The organism is Saxibacter everestensis, assembly GCF_025787225.1.
GTDB classification, from domain to species: Bacteria; Actinomycetota; Actinomycetes; order Actinomycetales; family Brevibacteriaceae; genus Saxibacter; species Saxibacter everestensis.
The window spans coordinates 949,366-965,428 of record NZ_CP090958.1; the positions used below are offsets into that span (position 1 = coordinate 949,366).

Sequence of the window (16,063 nt, forward strand, 5' to 3'; positions counted from 1 at the left end):
ACAGATGTGAAACCGCGATGTACTGGAGCCAACACGTGGCTGAGAGCCGTCTCTTGGAGGTAGCACGATGAGTGTTATCGTCATCGGACTGATCGTCTGTGTCGCGATCGCGGCGATAATCGTCCTGCTGGTCGCGCTGCCGGGGCTCCGGGCCGAGGGCCGGCTTCCCGACAATGAGTCGGACGCGTTCCGGCTCCCATCGTCGTGGACGGGCTCCGACGACGATCGCGAGGGGATCAGCCTTTTCGACGATGTCGACGAGTATCAGGCCGAAGTGCCCGACACGGCGCAGGAATCGGAAGGCGCTCAGGGGAGCGTCGCCGTCCTCGAAGCCGAGGAGCAGCCGCTGGAAGCGCCGATGCTGCAGAACCTTCGGCACGCCGTCCCGCCGGTCTGGACAGTCCGCCCCAGGACTCGTCACTGGGAGGTACCTGAATCCGGCACGGGAATGAAGACCGGGCTGCGTCTGCTGTTCGGAAAAGGCGCCGACAGGCAGTAAACCGCACTCGGCGGTCGCGGGTGGTTCAGCGAGCATGACAAACTTGTCTCTCGTGGACGCCTTACCTCTTATCATCGCCGTATTCGTGCTGGCAGTTATTGTCAGCTCTATCACCGTCGGGCTGCAATCCCGCGCCAAACGTCGCCGGGGGGAGCCAAAGCCGCCACCCGAGACGCTGCCGGGAGTTGGCGATGACGCCGAAGAGCCCAGGGATTCCGCCCGACCTGATGTCGACGTTGTCCCGCTGCCCGGCGACGAAGTGGAAACCCTGCAGCCGGGACAGGTCGCCACCGAAGTCCCGGCTCTCGACCGGCCGACGGAACCCACGACGCGGCTCGCCCGGCTCAGGGCCCGGCTGGCCCAGTCCAACTCTGGGCTAGGCCGTGGCCTGCTGTCTTTGCTGTCCCGGGAGACGCTCGATGAAGAGACCTGGGAAGAGATCGAGGACACCCTCCTGCTCGCTGATGTGGGCGTCGACCCGGCGACTGAGCTGGTCGAGACACTCAGGCAGCGAGTCCGGGTTCTCGGCACCCGGGAGCCGGCGGAAGTCAAGGCGCTGCTGCGCGAGGAACTGATTAAGCTGGTCGATCCGAGCCTCGACCGCCGGCTGAACGTGGCACGCAAGGGAACTGATCCCCAGGTTGCCCTGGTGGTCGGGGTCAACGGAACCGGCAAGACCACAACTGTCGGAAAGCTGGCCCGCGTGCTCGTCGCCGAGAACCTCGACGTCGTCCTTGGTGCCGCAGACACGTTCCGCGCCGCCGCGGCAGACCAGCTCGAGACCTGGGGAAGCCGGGTAGGAGTTCCCACAGTGCGCTCCGACAAAGACGGAGCCGACCCGGCATCCGTTGCCTTCGACGCCGTGACGGCCGGCATTTCGACCGACGCGGATGTCGTGCTGATCGACACCGCAGGCCGGCTGCAGAACAAGGTCGGCCTGATGGACGAGCTCGGCAAGGTGAAGCGGATCGCCGAACGACCGCTGAGCGAGGGCCACACAATTGACGAAGTGCTTTTGGTGCTCGACGCGACCACCGGCCAGAACGGGTTACAACAGGCGAAGGTCTTCGCCGAGGTCGTCGACGTGACCGGCATCGTGCTGACCAAGCTCGATGGCACAGCGAAAGGCGGCATCGTGATCGCCGTGCAGCGTGCGCTGGGCGTTCCGGTCAAGCTGATCGGCCTGGGCGAAGGAGCCGACGATCTGGCGCCGTTCACGGCCGAAGGGTTTGTGGACGCGCTGCTCGACTAGGGCGCTTGTCCTATGACCCATCTCACATGCTGGTCAGGTTCATCACCTTTTAACATCCGCAGCCGCCACGTCATCTGCCCGAAACATAAGCCGCGCTCGCAGGCAACATTTGCGAACAATCCTTGTTTCATCACGCGCCGATCGGCGCACCGTGCGGATGACTATGAGGTGAGACATGGATACCGGCGATACAGCATGGGTCTTGACGAGTGCGGCTCTCGTGCTCCTGATGACGCCCGGCCTGGCGCTCTTCTACGGCGGAATGACCCGGGCAAAAGGCGTCCTTAACATGATGATGCTGAGCTTCGGCGCGCTGGCGCTGATCTCGGTGCTCTGGGTGCTTTACGGCTTCTCCATGGCGTTCGGCACGGATGTCGCCGGTGGTCTGCTCGGCGATCCGTTCCAGTACCTCGGCCTGCAGGGCCTGCTGGATACCGCGGTCAATGACGCCGGGGAGTACACCGGTGCGATGGCGGGCACATTGCCGGCGATCGTGTTCGTCGCCTTCCAGGCCGTGTTCGCGATCATCACTGTCGCCCTGATTTCGGGATCGATCGCCGACCGGGCCAAGTTCGGCGCCTGGCTGATCTTCGCCGGGGTCTGGGCAACCCTGGTCTACTTTCCGGTGGCACACTGGGTCTTCGACTTCGAGACCGTTTCAGGCGAAGGCGGGGGCGGCTGGATCGGCAACCGGCTTGGTGCCCTCGACTTCGCCGGCGGAACCGCGGTGCACATCAACGCGGGAGCTGCGGCGCTCGCCCTGGCGCTAGTTCTCGGCCGCCGGAAGGGCTTCGGCTCGGCCGCGATGCGCCCGCATAACCTTCCGCTGGTCATGCTCGGCGCAGGACTGCTCTGGTTCGGCTGGTTCGGTTTCAACGCAGGGTCGGCGGTAGCCGCCAACGCGGTCGCCGGCTACGCCTTCGTCAACACGCTTGCGGCTCCTGCCGCCGCGATCCTCGGCTGGCTGCTGATCGAGAAGATCCGGGACGGGCACCCGACGTCGCTCGGGGCGGCATCCGGCGCGGTGGCCGGCCTGGTCGCGATCACGCCGGCTGCCAACTCGATCACGCCGGTTTGGGCAACAGTCCTCGGCCTGATTGCAGGCGTGCTCTGTGCGCTGGCGGTCGGGCTGAAGTACCGGTGGAAGTACGACGATTCACTCGACGTTGTCGGTGTCCACCTGGTTGGCGGCCTGGTGGGAACCCTGTTCATCGGCCTGGTCGCCTCAGCCGATGCGCCCGCCGGGGGAGTCGGGCTGTTCTACGGCGGTGGCTTGGAACTGCTCGGTAAGCAGGCGCTCGGTTCGGTCGCGGTTCTCGTCTACTCATTCGTGATGGCATACATCATCGGCATCGTGATCGAAAAGACCATCGGCTTCCGCGTCTCGGAGGAAGACGAGTTCACCGGAGTGGACCTCACGGTGCACGCCGAAACGGCCTATGACCTGGAAGGCAACGAAGGGTCGCGCAGCGAACCCCACCGCGTTCACGACGGCGCCAGGGCCCCGGGCCCGGTCGAACCCGGACAGACGCAGGTGGCCGGTGCGCCGGGGAACACCGGTATGGAAGAAGCCGAACAACTGGCAGGTATGGAGGCCAAGCGATGATACTCGTGACTGCAATCCTCAAACCATTCCGGTTGGGAGACGTTCTTTCCGCCCTCGAACAGCAGGGCGTGCTGGGTATCACGGTCTCGGACGTCCGTGGCTACGGACGGCAGGGCGGGCACACCGAGGTCTATCGCGGCGCGGAATACACTGTCGGATTTGTGCCGAAGGTGAAGATCGAACTCTTGGTTGCGGAGTCCGATGTCGATGACGTGCTGAAAGTCATCCAGGAAACTGCCCGCACCGGAGCAATCGGCGACGGCAAGATCTGGTCGACCACCGTTGACAACGTCATCCGGGTTCGCACCGGCGAGGAAGGCGCCGCGGCGATTTAGCAGGGCGCTGAGCCCCTCGCTGCGAGCTAGTAGGCTAGGAGAATGTTCTCTTCGCTCTCTGACCGGCTGACAGCCACGTTTAAGAACCTCCGCGGCAAAGGTCGCCTATCCGAGGCCGATGTCGACGCGACAGTCCGTGAGATCCGCCGTGCGCTGCTCGATGCCGATGTTGCGTTGCCCGTCGTCAAGCAGTTCACCGCAGCCGTGCGGGAGCGCGCGCTGTCGGATGAGGTCTCGGGGGCGCTGAATCCGGCGCAACAGGTCGTCAAGATCGTCAACGACCAGCTGGTCGAGATTCTTGGCGGGCAGAGCCGCCGGTTGCAGTTCGCCAAGAACCCGCCGACCGTCATCATGCTGGCCGGACTTCAGGGTTCAGGAAAGACGACGCTTGCCGGAAAGCTCGGCAAATGGCTGAACGGGCAGGGGCATAAGCCGCTGCTGGTGGCCTGCGACCTTCAGCGTCCCAACGCAGTGAACCAGCTTCAGGTGGTCGGCCAGCGGGCCGGAGTTCAGGTCTTCGCACCGGAACCCGGTAACGGCGTGGGCGATCCGGTTGCGGTTGCGCGGGCCGGAGTGGCAGAGGCTGTAAGCAGACAGCACGATATCGTCATCGTCGACACCGCGGGACGCCTCGGCATCGACGCGGAGCTGATGCAGCAGGCAACCGATATCCGCGACGCGGTCAGCCCCGATGAGGTGCTGTTCGTGATCGACGCGATGATCGGTCAGGACGCCGTGCAAACCGCCCAGGCGTTCGCCGACGGCGTGGACTTCACCGGGGTCGTGCTCTCCAAGCTCGACGGCGACGCACGGGGTGGTGCGGCGCTTTCGGTCGCCCAGGTAACCCAGCGTCCGGTGATGTTTGCCTCAACGGGTGAGGGCCTCGACGACTTCGAGCCTTTCCACCCCGATCGAATGGCCTCGCGCATCCTCGACATGGGTGACGTGCTCACCCTGATCGAGCAGGCCGAGAAGGCCTTCGACAACAAGGACGCCGAGGCCCTGGCATCGAAACTCGAAGGCGGCGAGGACTTCGACCTCAACGACTTCCTGACCCAGATGGCCAGCCTGCGCAATATGGGTTCGATCAAGAAGATGATCGCTATGATGCCAGGTGCCGCGCAGATGCGTGAGCAGCTTGAGGCTTTCGACGAGCGTGAGGTCGACCGGGTCGAGGCAATCGTTCGGTCAATGACTCCGCACGAGCGGACCAACCCGAAAATTCTCAACGGTTCGCGCCGCTCCCGGATTGCCCGTGGCTCCGGAATGACAGTCACGGACGTCAATCAGCTGATGGAGCGCTTCAGCCAGGCGCAGAAGATGATGCGCCAGATGCGCTCCGGCAAGGGCATGCCGAACATGCCAGGTATGGGGGGCATGCCTGGGATGGGCGGCGGGACGCCGGGCATGGGTGGATTCAGTGGTGGGTCCAAGAAGTCGAAGGGCAAGGCTCTGTCGAAGAACAAGCGCAAGGGCGGAAAGTCGGGCAACCCGGCGAAGCGGGCGCAGGAAGCCACCGGCGTGACGGCGAAGAAGTCCGAGCCCGGTGCGGCATTCGGCGGTAAGTCGGAGGACGCGTTCGACCCGTCCAACCTGCCGAAGGATTTCAGCTCGTTCCTGGGCAAGTAGCCCTTTCCCGGAGGGTAGTCGTCTCCGGGCAGGGGCGATTGGGCGAACGGCCCGGCTTTCTGGCACAATAGCTAGCTGTACCCGGTGTGCTTCAGGCCCTCTAAATCTGAGGTACGTGCCGTGTCCATGTAGTCCATGACTCGTAGCCAACCCCACGGCTATGTCTCGCCAGACTCAACAAATCACAGAACCAGGAGACACCACCCAAGTGGCAGTCAAAATTCGTTTAAAGCGTTTCGGCAAGATTCGCGCCCCGTTCTACCGAGTTGTCGTCGCCGACGCACGCACCAAGCGTGACGGCCGCGCCATCGAAGAGATCGGGATGTACCACCCACTTCGTGAGCCATCGCTCATCGAGATCAACTCCGAGCGGGCACAGTACTGGCTCAGCGTTGGCGCACAGCCGACCGAGCAGGTCGCCGCTCTGCTGAAGATCACCGGTGACTGGCAGAAGTTCAAGGGCCTGCCCGGCGCCGAAGGAACTCTTCGCCAGCCAGAGGCCAAGGCAGAGTTCGTTGCTCCGAGCGGTGAGTCGGTTGTGCGTGAAGCCGTCACCCCGAAGAGCAAGAAGTCTGAGGAAGCTCCGGCCGAAGAGGCAAGCACAGAAGAATCCACAGAGGGCTGACAATGCTGTCTGAAGCACTCGAACACCTGGTCAAAGGCATCGTAGACAACCCTGACGATGTCGAGGTCCGCGCGAAAGAAAGCCGCCGCGGCCAGTTGCTGGAAGTTCGGGTGCATCCGGACGATCTCGGCCGGGTGATTGGCCGCGCCGGACGCACAGCGAAAGCACTGCGCACCGTCGTGACCTCCCTAGCCGGAAACGAGCCGGTGCGGGTCGATCTTGTGGAGACCTGCTAGAAGAACGACGCATGAGTGAAGAAGCGACTTTCGACTCCGAACGGAGCTCAAGGTCGCTTCTTTGCTTTTAGCGCACTCTCTGCCCCCAGTGGACGAATCACCGAAGATGAACTAAGGACGACGATGAATGTTGTTGCACGGATCGGCAAGCCGCACGGCATCCGTGGCGAGGTGACCGTCGAGGTGCGCACCGACGCGCCCGACCAGCGGTTCGTAGCCGGCGCCGGGTTCGCCACGCTTCCTGACCGGGGGACGCTGACGCTCAAATCGGCCAGATGGCACAACTCGCGTCTTCTGCTGACCTTCGACGAACTGTCCGACCGGAACCGCGCCGAGGAGTTTCGCAACACCGAGCTGCTTGTCGCGGCCGACGACATCGTCGACGAGGACGACGCCTGGGACAGCGATGAGCTGGAGGGGCTGACCGTTGAGATCGAGGATGCCGACGGCCGCCGGAAGGTCGGCGAGGTCCTTCGGGTCGATTACGGCGTTGCACAGGACCTGCTGGTCTTCCGCCACGTTGCAGGTCACGAGGTGCTCGTGCCGTTCGTGGAACAGATCGTTCCTGAGGTGGACGTCGACGCCGGCCGGATTCTGCTCGATCCTCCGGGCGGTCTGCTCGACCCGCCGGACGCTTAAGGAGTTTGGCAGGTATGAGACTAGATGTGCTCTCGATCTTCCCGGATTACCTCGCGCCGTTGCGGCTCTCACTGATTGGTAAGGCCCAGGCGGCTGGGACGATCCGGCTTTCGGTTCACGATCTCCGCGACTACACCCATGACCGGCATCGCACAGTTGACGACACTCCGTACGGCGGCGGTGCCGGCATGGTGATGCGGCCGGAACCGTGGGGGGAGGCGTTCGACGATCTGCTGTCGACTGCGGACGGTGATCCACGTCCGCTGGTGATAGTGCCGAGCCCGGCGGGAATACGGTTCAACCAGCAGCTGGCCCGTGAACTGGCGATCGAGCCGTGGCTCGTCTTTGCCTGCGGTCGCTATGAGGGCATCGATCAGCGGGTGTTCGATCACACAGCGACAGTGGCCAGGGTCATCCCGGTCAGCCTGGGTGACTATGTGCTCAACGGGGGAGAAGTCGCCGCGATGGCGATGATTGAGGCTATCGCGCGCCTGATCCCCGGTGTCGTGGGCAACCCTGAGTCACTGACCGAAGAATCGCACGAAGACGGTCTGCTCGAGTATCCGGTGTACACCAAACCTTCGACCTGGCGCGGGCTGGCAGTTCCGGAGATACTGCTCTCCGGCAATCACGCAAAAATCGACCGGTGGCGGCGCGACGAGTCGCTGCGCCGGACTGCCCGACAGCGCCCCGACCTGCTGCAGGAGCTTCCGGCAACGGAGCTGGACAAGGCAGACCTCGCCATCCTGGCCGAGCTCGGGTTCACACCAGGGGACGACGGCCGGATCCGCGCTCACATCTGACGATTTCGGCTCGCAGGCGATGCTGTGGCAGAATTGAGCCTTGTGTCTGCCGATGGCGCCCTGCCACAGGGGAGTCGTCATCTACTGGCTGCGGTTTGGCAGCTGATGGCAGACAGACTCTCACTTTGACAATGCAGGCCTTTGAGTTCTGCACGTGAAAATCGCGGGTGGCCTGTGGCACCTGCAGGGAAGAGAAACAATGCACAAGCTTGATGCTCTAGATGCCGCCTCGCTGCGGTCCGACGTACCGGACTTCCGTCCCGGCGACACGCTGAAGGTACACGTTAAGGTCGTGGAAGGCACCCGCTCGCGCGTGCAGGTCTTCCAGGGTGTCGTCATCCGCCGTCAGGGCCACGGCGTACGCGAGACGTTCACGATCCGCAAAATCAGCTTCGGCGTTGGCGTCGAGCGCACCTTCCCGGTGCATTCGCCGGTCCTCGACAAGATCGAACTGCTGACTCGCGGCGACGTTCGCCGCGCCAAGCTGTACTACCTGCGCAAGCTGCGCGGTAAGGCCGCGAAGATTCGCGAAAAGCGCTAATCAGCCACGCACGCGTGACATCAGCTTCAGAAGAGAAAACCCCCAGGGCTCGTCCTCGGGGGTTTTCTTGGCGTCGATGGCCGGCATGGTTGCTGGTGTCGATCCTGCTGGCCGCCCTGATTCGTGGATTTCTTGTGCAGACGTACTCGATTCCGTCCGATTCGATGGAGCCCACGCTTTCGGTCGGTGATCAGATTGTGGTCTGGCGCCCGGCGTACACGATCTCCGGGCCTGAGCGGGGTGACATCGTTGTCTTCGACGGCCGTGGCACGTTCATTCCCGACGAGGAAGTTCCAACCGGGCTGGCCGCGCTCGGCTCCGAGGTGGGCTCCTGGTTCGGCCTCACGAACAGAAATGCCTATGTGGTGAAACGGGTGATCGGCGTCGGTGGCGATCGCATCACTTGCTGCACCGATGGCGGCAAACTTGTAGTCAATGGCGAACCACTGGACGAACCGTACGTCCAGAATGGCGACGTTCCCAGCGAACGCGACTTCGACGTGACGGTGCCAGAGGGCAGACTGTGGCTGATGGGCGATCATCGCAGTGACTCGGCAGATTCCCGCGCCCATCTGGGCGACCCCGGCGGCGGCATGCTGCCTGCCGGACGGGTGGTCGGGAAAGTCACCGGAATTGTGCTGCCACCGGCTCGCTTCGGTACGGTAAAACACGGGTCCTAGCCGGTCGGCACGCGACCATCAGTTAAGAGGAGAACGAGTGGCAAGGAATATCGAGGCGGCTTTCGCCGACGAACTTGCCCGGTTCGACCGTCCGTCGCCGCGGGTACGGGTGGCAGGCTGGTTGCGTGAACTCGCCTTCATCGTCGTCGCGGCGCTCCTGCTATCGGTGCTGTTCAAGCTGTTTCTGGTGCGGGCCTTTTACATTCCATCCGCATCGATGGAATCCACACTTGATGTCGACGACCGGATCCTGGTCAACCAGCTGTCGCCTGGGCTGATGCCGCTGGAGCGAGGCGACATCGTGGTGTTCAACGACCCGGGCGGCTGGCTGCCGGAGACCGAGCAGGAGAATTCCGTGGTCGGTGGTGCGCTGACCTTCATCGGGCTGCTGCCGCAGGATGCCGGCGAGCAGGTGGTCAAGCGCGTCATCGGTCTTCCCGGAGACCGGATCGAATGCTGTTCCGCTGATGGGAACCTGATCGTCAATGGTCAGCCGATCAGGGAGAAGTACGTCCACCGAGGCTCACCGCCGTCAGATATTGCCTTCGACGTCGAGGTGCCCGACGACCGGATCTGGGTGATGGGTGACAACCGGTCCAACTCGGCGGACTCCCGTTACCATATGGACCAGCAGGGGCACGGAACGATTCCGGTGTCGTCGGTCGTCGGCACAGTCTTCGTGATTAACTGGCCACTGGAGCGATTCCGCTGGATCTCCAACCCTGCCGATGTGTTCGCGCACGTCCCGGAAAGTTAGCCGCAATGTCCGCAGCACCCACCCTGAAACTGGAACGATCGCTGATGGCAGAAGGCCACCGGCTGATCGCTGCCGTTGACGAAGTCGGACGCGGTGCGCTGGCCGGGCCGGTGAGCGTCGGCGTTGTCCTCGTCGATGTGACGGTCGCCCGCAGCCTGCGCGGTGTGCGCGATTCCAAGCTACTGCCACCGGCGCGGCGCGAGGCGCTCGTCGACGGAATCCGTCGCTGGTCGGTTGGTTGCGCGGTCGGTCATGCCGGGCCGGAGGAAATTGACGACGTCGGGCTCACAGCCGCATTGGGCATTGCCGGACGACGTGCCCTGGGTCAGTTGCAATCCGTTCCGGACGTCGTCCTGCTTGACGGCAACCATGACTGGATCTCCGGCCGCGGTCTTCAGCTGGACCTGCTCGGCAGCGCGGACGTTGACGACACGGCCAGTGTGCATGTGCCCCCGGTAGTCACGTCGATCAAGGCGGATATGCGCTGCTCGTCGGTCGCAGCTGCCAGCGTGCTCGCCAAGGTCGCACGCGACGCGATCATGGTCGAGAGCGCGCAGCAGTTCCCGGGTTTCGGCTGGGAGGTAAACAAGGGCTATGGCACGGTCGCCCATCGCGAGCGGATTGCCGCGGTTGGTCCCACGCCTTTGCACCGGCAGACCTGGCGACTGATTGCGGATCCCGTCGTTGGCGCTGGCGACGGGCTTGGTGAGGACCTCGGTGGTGGCGTCGGCGAGGACCTTGGTGACGCCGTCGGCGAGGACCTTGGTGACGCCGTCGGCCTCGCCGCAGACGGCGGGTTGTCCGATCTGCCGGGGCAGGCTGTGCGGCCCATTGGCGTAGAGGCATGATTGAGTAATGAGCGCCGAAGATCTTGAGAATTACGAAACTGATATGGAGCTTCAGCTCTATCGGGAGTACCGCGATGTCGTTGGCCTCTTCAGCTACGTTGTGGAGACCGAGCGCCGGTTCTATCTGGCGAACCATGTGGATTTGCGGGCGTGCAGCGATAACGGCGAGGTCTACTTCGAGCTGACCTTGAAGGACGCCTGGGTTTGGGACGTCTACCGCTCTGCCCGCTTCGTTAAAACAGTTCGCGTCGTCACGTTCAAGGACGTCAACGTCGAGGAACTTTCAAAGAGTGACCTGGAACTGCCGAAAGGCCTGGAAAACTAGGCTGTACGTTCCGGAGAACACCGCCTGAGGAGAGCTCGGCCAGAGGTCTGAAAGGATGACGCAAATGGCCGAACCCCATGTGTACAGACAGCGCTGGAGCATCGTTGTCTTGATTGTCACCGCCCTCTTCAGCATCGTCGTGCCGATACTCACTTTCATCTATGAAACGCCCTTGGCAGGACTACAAGATCTAGCCCAACTGGCTGTTCTTCCGACTGCGGTGCTGTTCATCTTCGTAATTCCGAAGCTCGAGGTAGCCGCTGACTACGTCAGAATCAGGAACGTTTTTCGTACGATCACGGTGCCGTGGTCTCAGATACTCGCAGTAGAAATGCGATGGGCTTTGAGAATAAGAACCCCTGAAGGCACGCACGCCGCATGGGCTGTGCCCCTCCCTGGCCGGACAACAGGGGTGGGCTCACTCGTTGGCGGCAGACCATCGGTCGCTGTCCCTTTTGAACCATCGCGGACTCAGGAGATGCGCGCGGCCCCGGAGGCAGCGCAACACATACTCAGGCACCTCGAGTCGACGACGCAAGAGACCGAGATCGCAAACGATCAGCGAGTGGCGGTGCGCTGGAATTGGGTGAGTGCAGTAATGCTAGCTATCACTCTGACGCTCAGCCTCGCCATCAATCTTGCAACTAAATAGGCGGTCGCGACCAGGACTGCTCGACCAGACCTGCTTCGCTGAGTAGGTGAACCAGATCGGATGTCAGAACCGGCTGAACCTTAAAGTCCTCAGAACACTGTCGTCCACAGGAAGCACCGCAACGTAAGTTATCCACAATTTCCGTTCACCTCCGCCCTGGCTGTGCCCCGCATCTCATGCTTGGTTCAGGCGGAGGTGTACGGAAAATGCAGGTCAAGGACGAACTGGGGCGGTGGGGCGAGCAGCGTGCCGTGGAGCACGTGCGGTCGCTCGGTTACCGCGTGCTGGACACGAACTGGCGATGTCGGGACGGCGAGATCGATGCGGTGGCCCTCGACGGAGACTGCCTTGTGGTCGTCGAGGTGAAGACCCGGCGCGGGGTTTCGGCCGGTCATCCCTGCGAGGCGATCACCTACCGGAAGCTGGCGACACTGCGGCTGCTGGCAGCGCTGTGGTTGCGGGCGCACACGGTCGAAGCAGCGGGCATCCGGATTGATGTGATCGGCATCGTGGCACGGCGTGGATCGAGCCCGGAGCTTACGCATATCAGGGGTGCACATTGGTAGCGCGGGCAATTATCGGCCGAAGCAAATCGGTGTCACTTGATGCTCTGCGGGGCGACATGGTTGAGGTGCAGGCGTCGTTCAACGACGGGTTGCCCGGCATAGCCGTGGTGGGGCTGCCGGATGCGTCGGTGTCCGAGTCGAAACAACGGGTCAGGGCGGCGCTGGCTAACTCCGGTGTCACTCTGCCGGCCCGCAGGCTGACGGTCAACCTTCGTCCGGCCGACCTCAAGAAGGTGGGCACGGGGTTCGACCTCGGCATTGCGCTGGCAATCCTTGCCGCGGATTCCCGGGTCGACAACGAAAGCACGAGCAGAACTGTCCACCTGGCCGAGCTAGGACTGGACGGGCGCCTTCAGGCGGTTCCCGGGGTGCTGCCGGCCATACTGGCAGCGAAGCGGAAGACGAACAAGGAGTTTATGGTAGCGCCCGGCAACCTGCGCGAAGCGCAGATGGTCGCCGGCGTTACGGTCAGAGCCGCCGAATCATTGGCGGAGGCGGCGAACTTACATGGCGGCGAATTCGCGGTGCCGCCCCTCCCACCCGCCGACATACAGCCACCCAGTGCTGGAACGACGGGTGCCAGCTTGGACCTGCGGGACGTTGCCGGGCAGGAGGAAGGCCGATGGGCGCTGGAAGTGGCAGCGGCGGGCGGCCATCACCTGCTGATGACCGGACCTCCGGGCGCCGGAAAGACCATGCTGGCCTCGAGACTCAGCGGCATACTTCCCGACCTCGACGAGGAGGCCGCCGAAGAGGTCAGCGCAATCCACTCGGTGGCCGGGATCTTTGACCCGAGCAGCGGGTTGATGACCCGGCCGCCTTACCAGGATCCGCACCACCAGTCGACCGCAGTGGCGGTGATCGGAGGTGGCCGGAGGGTTGCGAAGCCCGGTGCGGCGTCCCTGGCCCATCGCGGCGTGCTCTTTCTGGACGAGGCGCCGGAATTCGACCGACGAGTGCTCGAAGGTCTGCGGCAGCCACTTGAAAGCGGTACTCTCCACATTCTGCGCAGCGAGGGCGGCAGCGTGTTTCCGGCCAGGTTTCAGCTGGTGATGGCTGCCAACCCATGCCCATGCGGCCGCGGAACAGGCAAGGCGCTGCGCTGTGAATGCACGCCAATGCAGAAACGCCGCTACATCTCGAAGCTCTCCGGGCCGCTGCTGGACCGCGTCGACTTGCAACTTGAACTGTTTCCGGTCGGGTCGGCTCATCTGCATGACGACTCGGTCGGTGAATCGACCGCGGAAGTAGCCCGGCGGGTTCGAGCCGCCAGGGCCAGACAGATAGCACGATTCGCCGGGTGCGCCTGGACAACGAATGCGGAGGCCGAGATTCCCTGGCTCCGGGCACACCATGCGCTGTCACGAGCGGCGACAGTGGATGCCGACCGGACCCTGGAACGCGGAATGTTGAGCCTTCGTGGCTATCACCGGATCATCCGGGTGGCCTGGACTATTGCCGACTTGCGCGGGGTCGATGTGCCGGGCCGCGATGAGGTGCTCGCGGCACTTTTACTTCGGCAGCGCGGGGAGGGAATGGAATGACGGCATCTGACGTCGAACGACTGGCCCGGGCCGGGCTGTCCCGACTGGCAGAACCGGGCGACGAGACTGCCTGGGCACTGGTCCAGGTGCTCGGTGCAGTCGGGGCGCTCGAACTGATCAGGTCGAATCGGCCGGCGCCACGGAAGCTGAGCTTCGCCGTTGCCCGACAGCTCGCTGGATTGGGAGAGGGCCCTTCCTCCGAGAGACCTGGTGCCGAGGGCTTGCTCAGCGACGAGCTGGCCTACCATCCGGAGCTTGCCGGGTTCATGCCCCATCTGGGCAGGGGATTGCAAAGGTGGCGGCCCCGGGTGCCCGATCTCAACCCGGAACGCGATCTTGCCACCGTGGCGCGGTTTGGCGGACGCCTTGTCATTCCGGGCGATGATGAGTGGCCAGAACGGCTGCGCGACCTCGGCCCGACCGAACCACTGGCCCTATGGGTTCGAGGTGCGCCAAGTCTGTCGGACGCGGTGCGGGAATCCGTTGCCCTGGTCGGTTCCAGGCACGCATCGGCATACGGGCGGGCGTTGGCTGCCGACTGGGCTTACGGACTGGTTGACCGAGGGTACTGTGTGGTTTCCGGCGGTGCCTACGGCATTGACGCCCAGGCACATGTTGGTGCGCTCAATGTGGGGGAGTCAGCTGGTGTCCCGACCGTGTCGTTTCTTGCCGGCGGCATCGATCGCTTTTACCCGGGCGGGAATACTTCCCTGTTCGACCAGATCCTCGAGAACGGGCTGATCGTGGCCGAAGCAGCACCGGGCTGTTCGCCGCGGAAGTTCCGGTTCCTGTTGCGGAACAGGCTGATCGCCGCGTCGTCGCGGGCCACGGTGGTTATCGAAGCCGGTTGGCGTTCAGGTGCGCTGAATACCGCGCATCAGGCTGCCGAGCTGATGCGGCCGGTCGGTGCGGTTCCTGGGTCGGTCTTCGCGGCCACTTCGGCGGGCTGCCACCGGCTGCTGCGCGAGGCCTGCGCGATATGCGTCACCGATATTAGCGAGCTTGTGGAACTTGCCGGTCCGCTCACAGTCACCGCGCCCGCCGCGCCGGCAATGCTCCCCTTCGAGGCGGCGGCCGAACGTCGGGCGTCAGACGCACTGTTGCCAGCGGACGCCAGGCTGCTCGATGCACTGCCGGTGCGGCAGTACGTCGATGTCACCGCGCTGCAGAAGTCCGCCGGGATGTCGCTGACCGAGGTGCGTTCCGGGCTGTCCCGCCTGGAACTGGCAGAACTGGCAGCTCGAGCCGGAACCGGCTGGCGGCGGACCACCCGGCGCTGAGCGACCTGGCCGACTCGCGGACAGTTGTGCCGGCTACGCGGAGCGACGTGGTTAGGCTGAGGTTTATGTCCTGCGAGCTAGTGGAACCACGATGACCGGCGCCAAGGGGGAGCTCGAAAGCTCCGCCCGTGCAGCATCATCCGCCGACCGACCACCAGCCGAAGGCCGCGACACTCCGCTGCCCGAGCCATTCGCTGCCGCTATTAGCCGATTCAGCCGGCATCTGAGCGCGGAGCGCAACCGCTCAGCCAATACGGTCCGCGCCTACCTGGCCGACGTCGAGCATGCGCTCCGCTTCGCTGCCGCCCAGGGTTGCGACGACTTCGACCTGATCGATCTTGGCCTCTTACGCACCTGGCTGGGCACTATCGCCGAAGCCGGCCTGGCCAGAAGCTCCATCGGCCGGCGAGCGGCCGCCGTCCGAACGTTCTTTTCCTGGTGCCGACGTGAATCGCTGATTGAGATCGACCCCAGCTCACGGTTGAAGGCACCGAAACAGGAACGGCGGCTACCATCGGTGCTCAAGGCCGGCCAGGCTACAGACTTAATGGATGTCGCCGCGGATCGCGCATCGGAGACCGGTGGCAAACAACCCGAACACCTCCGAGACCGCGCCGCCCTTGAGATTCTGTATGCCACCGGCATTCGCGTCTCGGAACTTGTCGGCCTGGACATCGACGATATTGACGCCGATCGACGCCTGCTGAAGGTGATCGGCAAGGGCAACAAGGAACGGGCAGTTCCCTACGGCGTGCCCGCTTCCGTCGCTCTCGATGACTGGCTGCGCCGAGGCCGTCCGGCACTCGTGACGGAGCAATCGCCGCCTGCCGTGTTCCTCGGTGCGCGCGGCGGTCGAATCGACCAGCGCCGGATCCGTGACGTGCTGCACCGACTGCTCGCACAGGTGCCCGACGCCATTGACACCTCGCCACATGGTCTGCGGCACTCTGCTGCCACGCACCTGCTTGATGGCGGCGCGGACCTGCGCAGCGTCCAGGAGTTGCTAGGTCACTCGAGCCTGGCAACTACCCAGATTTACACCCAGGTCTCGATGGAACGATTGACATCTAGTTACCGTCAGGCCCACCCCAGAGCGTAAACCAGCGATTCCGCCGGGCGATTATTCCGCCAGCGAGGATCGCGGGCTGCTGGCAGGAACGCCCCTGAATGCGCGCGCGGTCTTGCACCGAGCTCGCGTTGTTTATTGCCCCCCGTGCACAAGGTTCGCGTTCTTCAGCAGCCTGGT

19 protein-coding genes are annotated in these 16,063 nt (G+C 63.9%); all 19 read left to right on the forward strand.

The annotated features are described in order from the left end of the window. Window positions 1-67: 67 nt before the first annotated feature. Window positions 68-499, forward strand: a complete 432-nt coding sequence (locus LWF01_RS04655; protein ID WP_349639876.1) for a hypothetical protein — start codon at window positions 68-70, stop codon at window positions 497-499. A gap of 34 nt (window positions 500-533) precedes the next feature. Continuing rightward, on the forward strand, window positions 534-1,751 hold the full coding sequence (gene ftsY, locus LWF01_RS04660) for a signal recognition particle-docking protein FtsY (protein WP_349639877.1): 1,218 nt from the start codon (window positions 534-536) through the stop codon (window positions 1,749-1,751). Between the two features lie 175 nt (window positions 1,752-1,926). Beyond that, window positions 1,927-3,357, forward strand: a complete 1,431-nt coding sequence (locus tag LWF01_RS04665) for an ammonium transporter (RefSeq protein WP_349639879.1) — start codon at window positions 1,927-1,929, stop codon at window positions 3,355-3,357. Continuing rightward, complete coding sequence (locus tag LWF01_RS04670) at window positions 3,354-3,692, forward strand: P-II family nitrogen regulator (RefSeq protein WP_349639880.1); 339 nt, start codon at window positions 3,354-3,356, stop codon at window positions 3,690-3,692. Before LWF01_RS04665 ends, LWF01_RS04670 begins: the two co-directional genes overlap by 4 nt. Before the next feature lie 42 nt (window positions 3,693-3,734). After that, a complete protein-coding gene (gene ffh, locus LWF01_RS04675; protein ID WP_349639881.1) occupies window positions 3,735-5,321 on the forward strand; it encodes a signal recognition particle protein in 1,587 nt (528 codons plus the stop codon). A gap of 208 nt (window positions 5,322-5,529) precedes the next feature. Next, window positions 5,530-5,946, forward strand: coding sequence for a 30S ribosomal protein S16 (gene rpsP / locus LWF01_RS04680; RefSeq protein WP_349639882.1), 417 nt, complete (start codon window positions 5,530-5,532; stop codon window positions 5,944-5,946). A 2-nt stretch (window positions 5,947-5,948) separates the two neighbouring features. Continuing rightward, a complete protein-coding gene (locus LWF01_RS04685) occupies window positions 5,949-6,182 on the forward strand; it encodes an RNA-binding protein (protein WP_349639883.1) in 234 nt (77 codons plus the stop codon). 123 nt (window positions 6,183-6,305) lie between these two features. Continuing rightward, window positions 6,306-6,821 carry a ribosome maturation factor RimM gene (gene rimM / locus LWF01_RS04690; RefSeq protein ID WP_349639884.1) on the forward strand — a complete coding sequence of 172 codons (516 nt, stop codon included), beginning with the start codon at window positions 6,306-6,308 and terminating at the stop codon, window positions 6,819-6,821. Between the two features lie 14 nt (window positions 6,822-6,835). After that, entirely contained in the window at window positions 6,836-7,624 is a 789-nt protein-coding gene (gene trmD / locus LWF01_RS04695) for a tRNA (guanosine(37)-N1)-methyltransferase TrmD (protein WP_349639885.1), read from the forward strand. Window positions 7,625-7,823: 199 nt separating this feature from the next. Further along, complete coding sequence (gene rplS / locus LWF01_RS04700; RefSeq protein ID WP_349639886.1) at window positions 7,824-8,165, forward strand: 50S ribosomal protein L19; 342 nt, start codon at window positions 7,824-7,826, stop codon at window positions 8,163-8,165. A gap of 95 nt (window positions 8,166-8,260) precedes the next feature. After that, window positions 8,261-8,845 (forward strand): signal peptidase I, encoded by a 585-nt coding sequence (lepB, locus tag LWF01_RS04705; RefSeq protein ID WP_349639887.1) that lies wholly within the window; start codon window positions 8,261-8,263, stop codon window positions 8,843-8,845. A gap of 37 nt (window positions 8,846-8,882) precedes the next feature. Then, window positions 8,883-9,602 carry a signal peptidase I gene (lepB, locus tag LWF01_RS04710; RefSeq protein ID WP_349639888.1) on the forward strand — a complete coding sequence of 240 codons (720 nt, stop codon included), beginning with the start codon at window positions 8,883-8,885 and terminating at the stop codon, window positions 9,600-9,602. 5 nt (window positions 9,603-9,607) lie between these two features. Beyond that, a complete protein-coding gene (gene rnhB / locus LWF01_RS04715; RefSeq protein WP_349639889.1) occupies window positions 9,608-10,450 on the forward strand; it encodes a ribonuclease HII in 843 nt (280 codons plus the stop codon). A 7-nt stretch (window positions 10,451-10,457) separates the two neighbouring features. After that, a complete protein-coding gene (locus LWF01_RS04720; protein ID WP_349639890.1) occupies window positions 10,458-10,775 on the forward strand; it encodes a DUF2469 domain-containing protein in 318 nt (105 codons plus the stop codon). Window positions 10,776-10,839: 64 nt separating this feature from the next. Continuing rightward, a complete protein-coding gene (locus LWF01_RS04725) occupies window positions 10,840-11,427 on the forward strand; it encodes a PH domain-containing protein (RefSeq protein ID WP_349639891.1) in 588 nt (195 codons plus the stop codon). Between the two features lie 206 nt (window positions 11,428-11,633). Further along, the gene (locus LWF01_RS04730) at window positions 11,634-11,993 is read left to right on the forward strand and encodes a YraN family protein (protein ID WP_349639892.1); all 360 of its coding nucleotides are present in this window, start codon (window positions 11,634-11,636) and stop codon (window positions 11,991-11,993) included. Window positions 11,994-12,022: 29 nt separating this feature from the next. Continuing rightward, window positions 12,023-13,537: a YifB family Mg chelatase-like AAA ATPase gene (locus LWF01_RS04735; RefSeq protein WP_349639893.1), complete on the forward strand. Its 1,515-nt coding sequence runs from the start codon at window positions 12,023-12,025 to the stop codon at window positions 13,535-13,537. Further along, window positions 13,534-14,817 carry a DNA-processing protein DprA gene (locus LWF01_RS04740; RefSeq protein ID WP_349639894.1) on the forward strand — a complete coding sequence of 428 codons (1,284 nt, stop codon included), beginning with the start codon at window positions 13,534-13,536 and terminating at the stop codon, window positions 14,815-14,817. The genes LWF01_RS04735 and LWF01_RS04740 overlap by 4 nt, the downstream gene beginning before the upstream one ends. A 91-nt stretch (window positions 14,818-14,908) precedes the next feature. Beyond that, window positions 14,909-15,916: a tyrosine recombinase XerC gene (locus LWF01_RS04745; RefSeq protein WP_349639895.1), complete on the forward strand. Its 1,008-nt coding sequence runs from the start codon at window positions 14,909-14,911 to the stop codon at window positions 15,914-15,916. The last annotated feature ends 147 nt before the right edge of the window (window positions 15,917-16,063 follow it).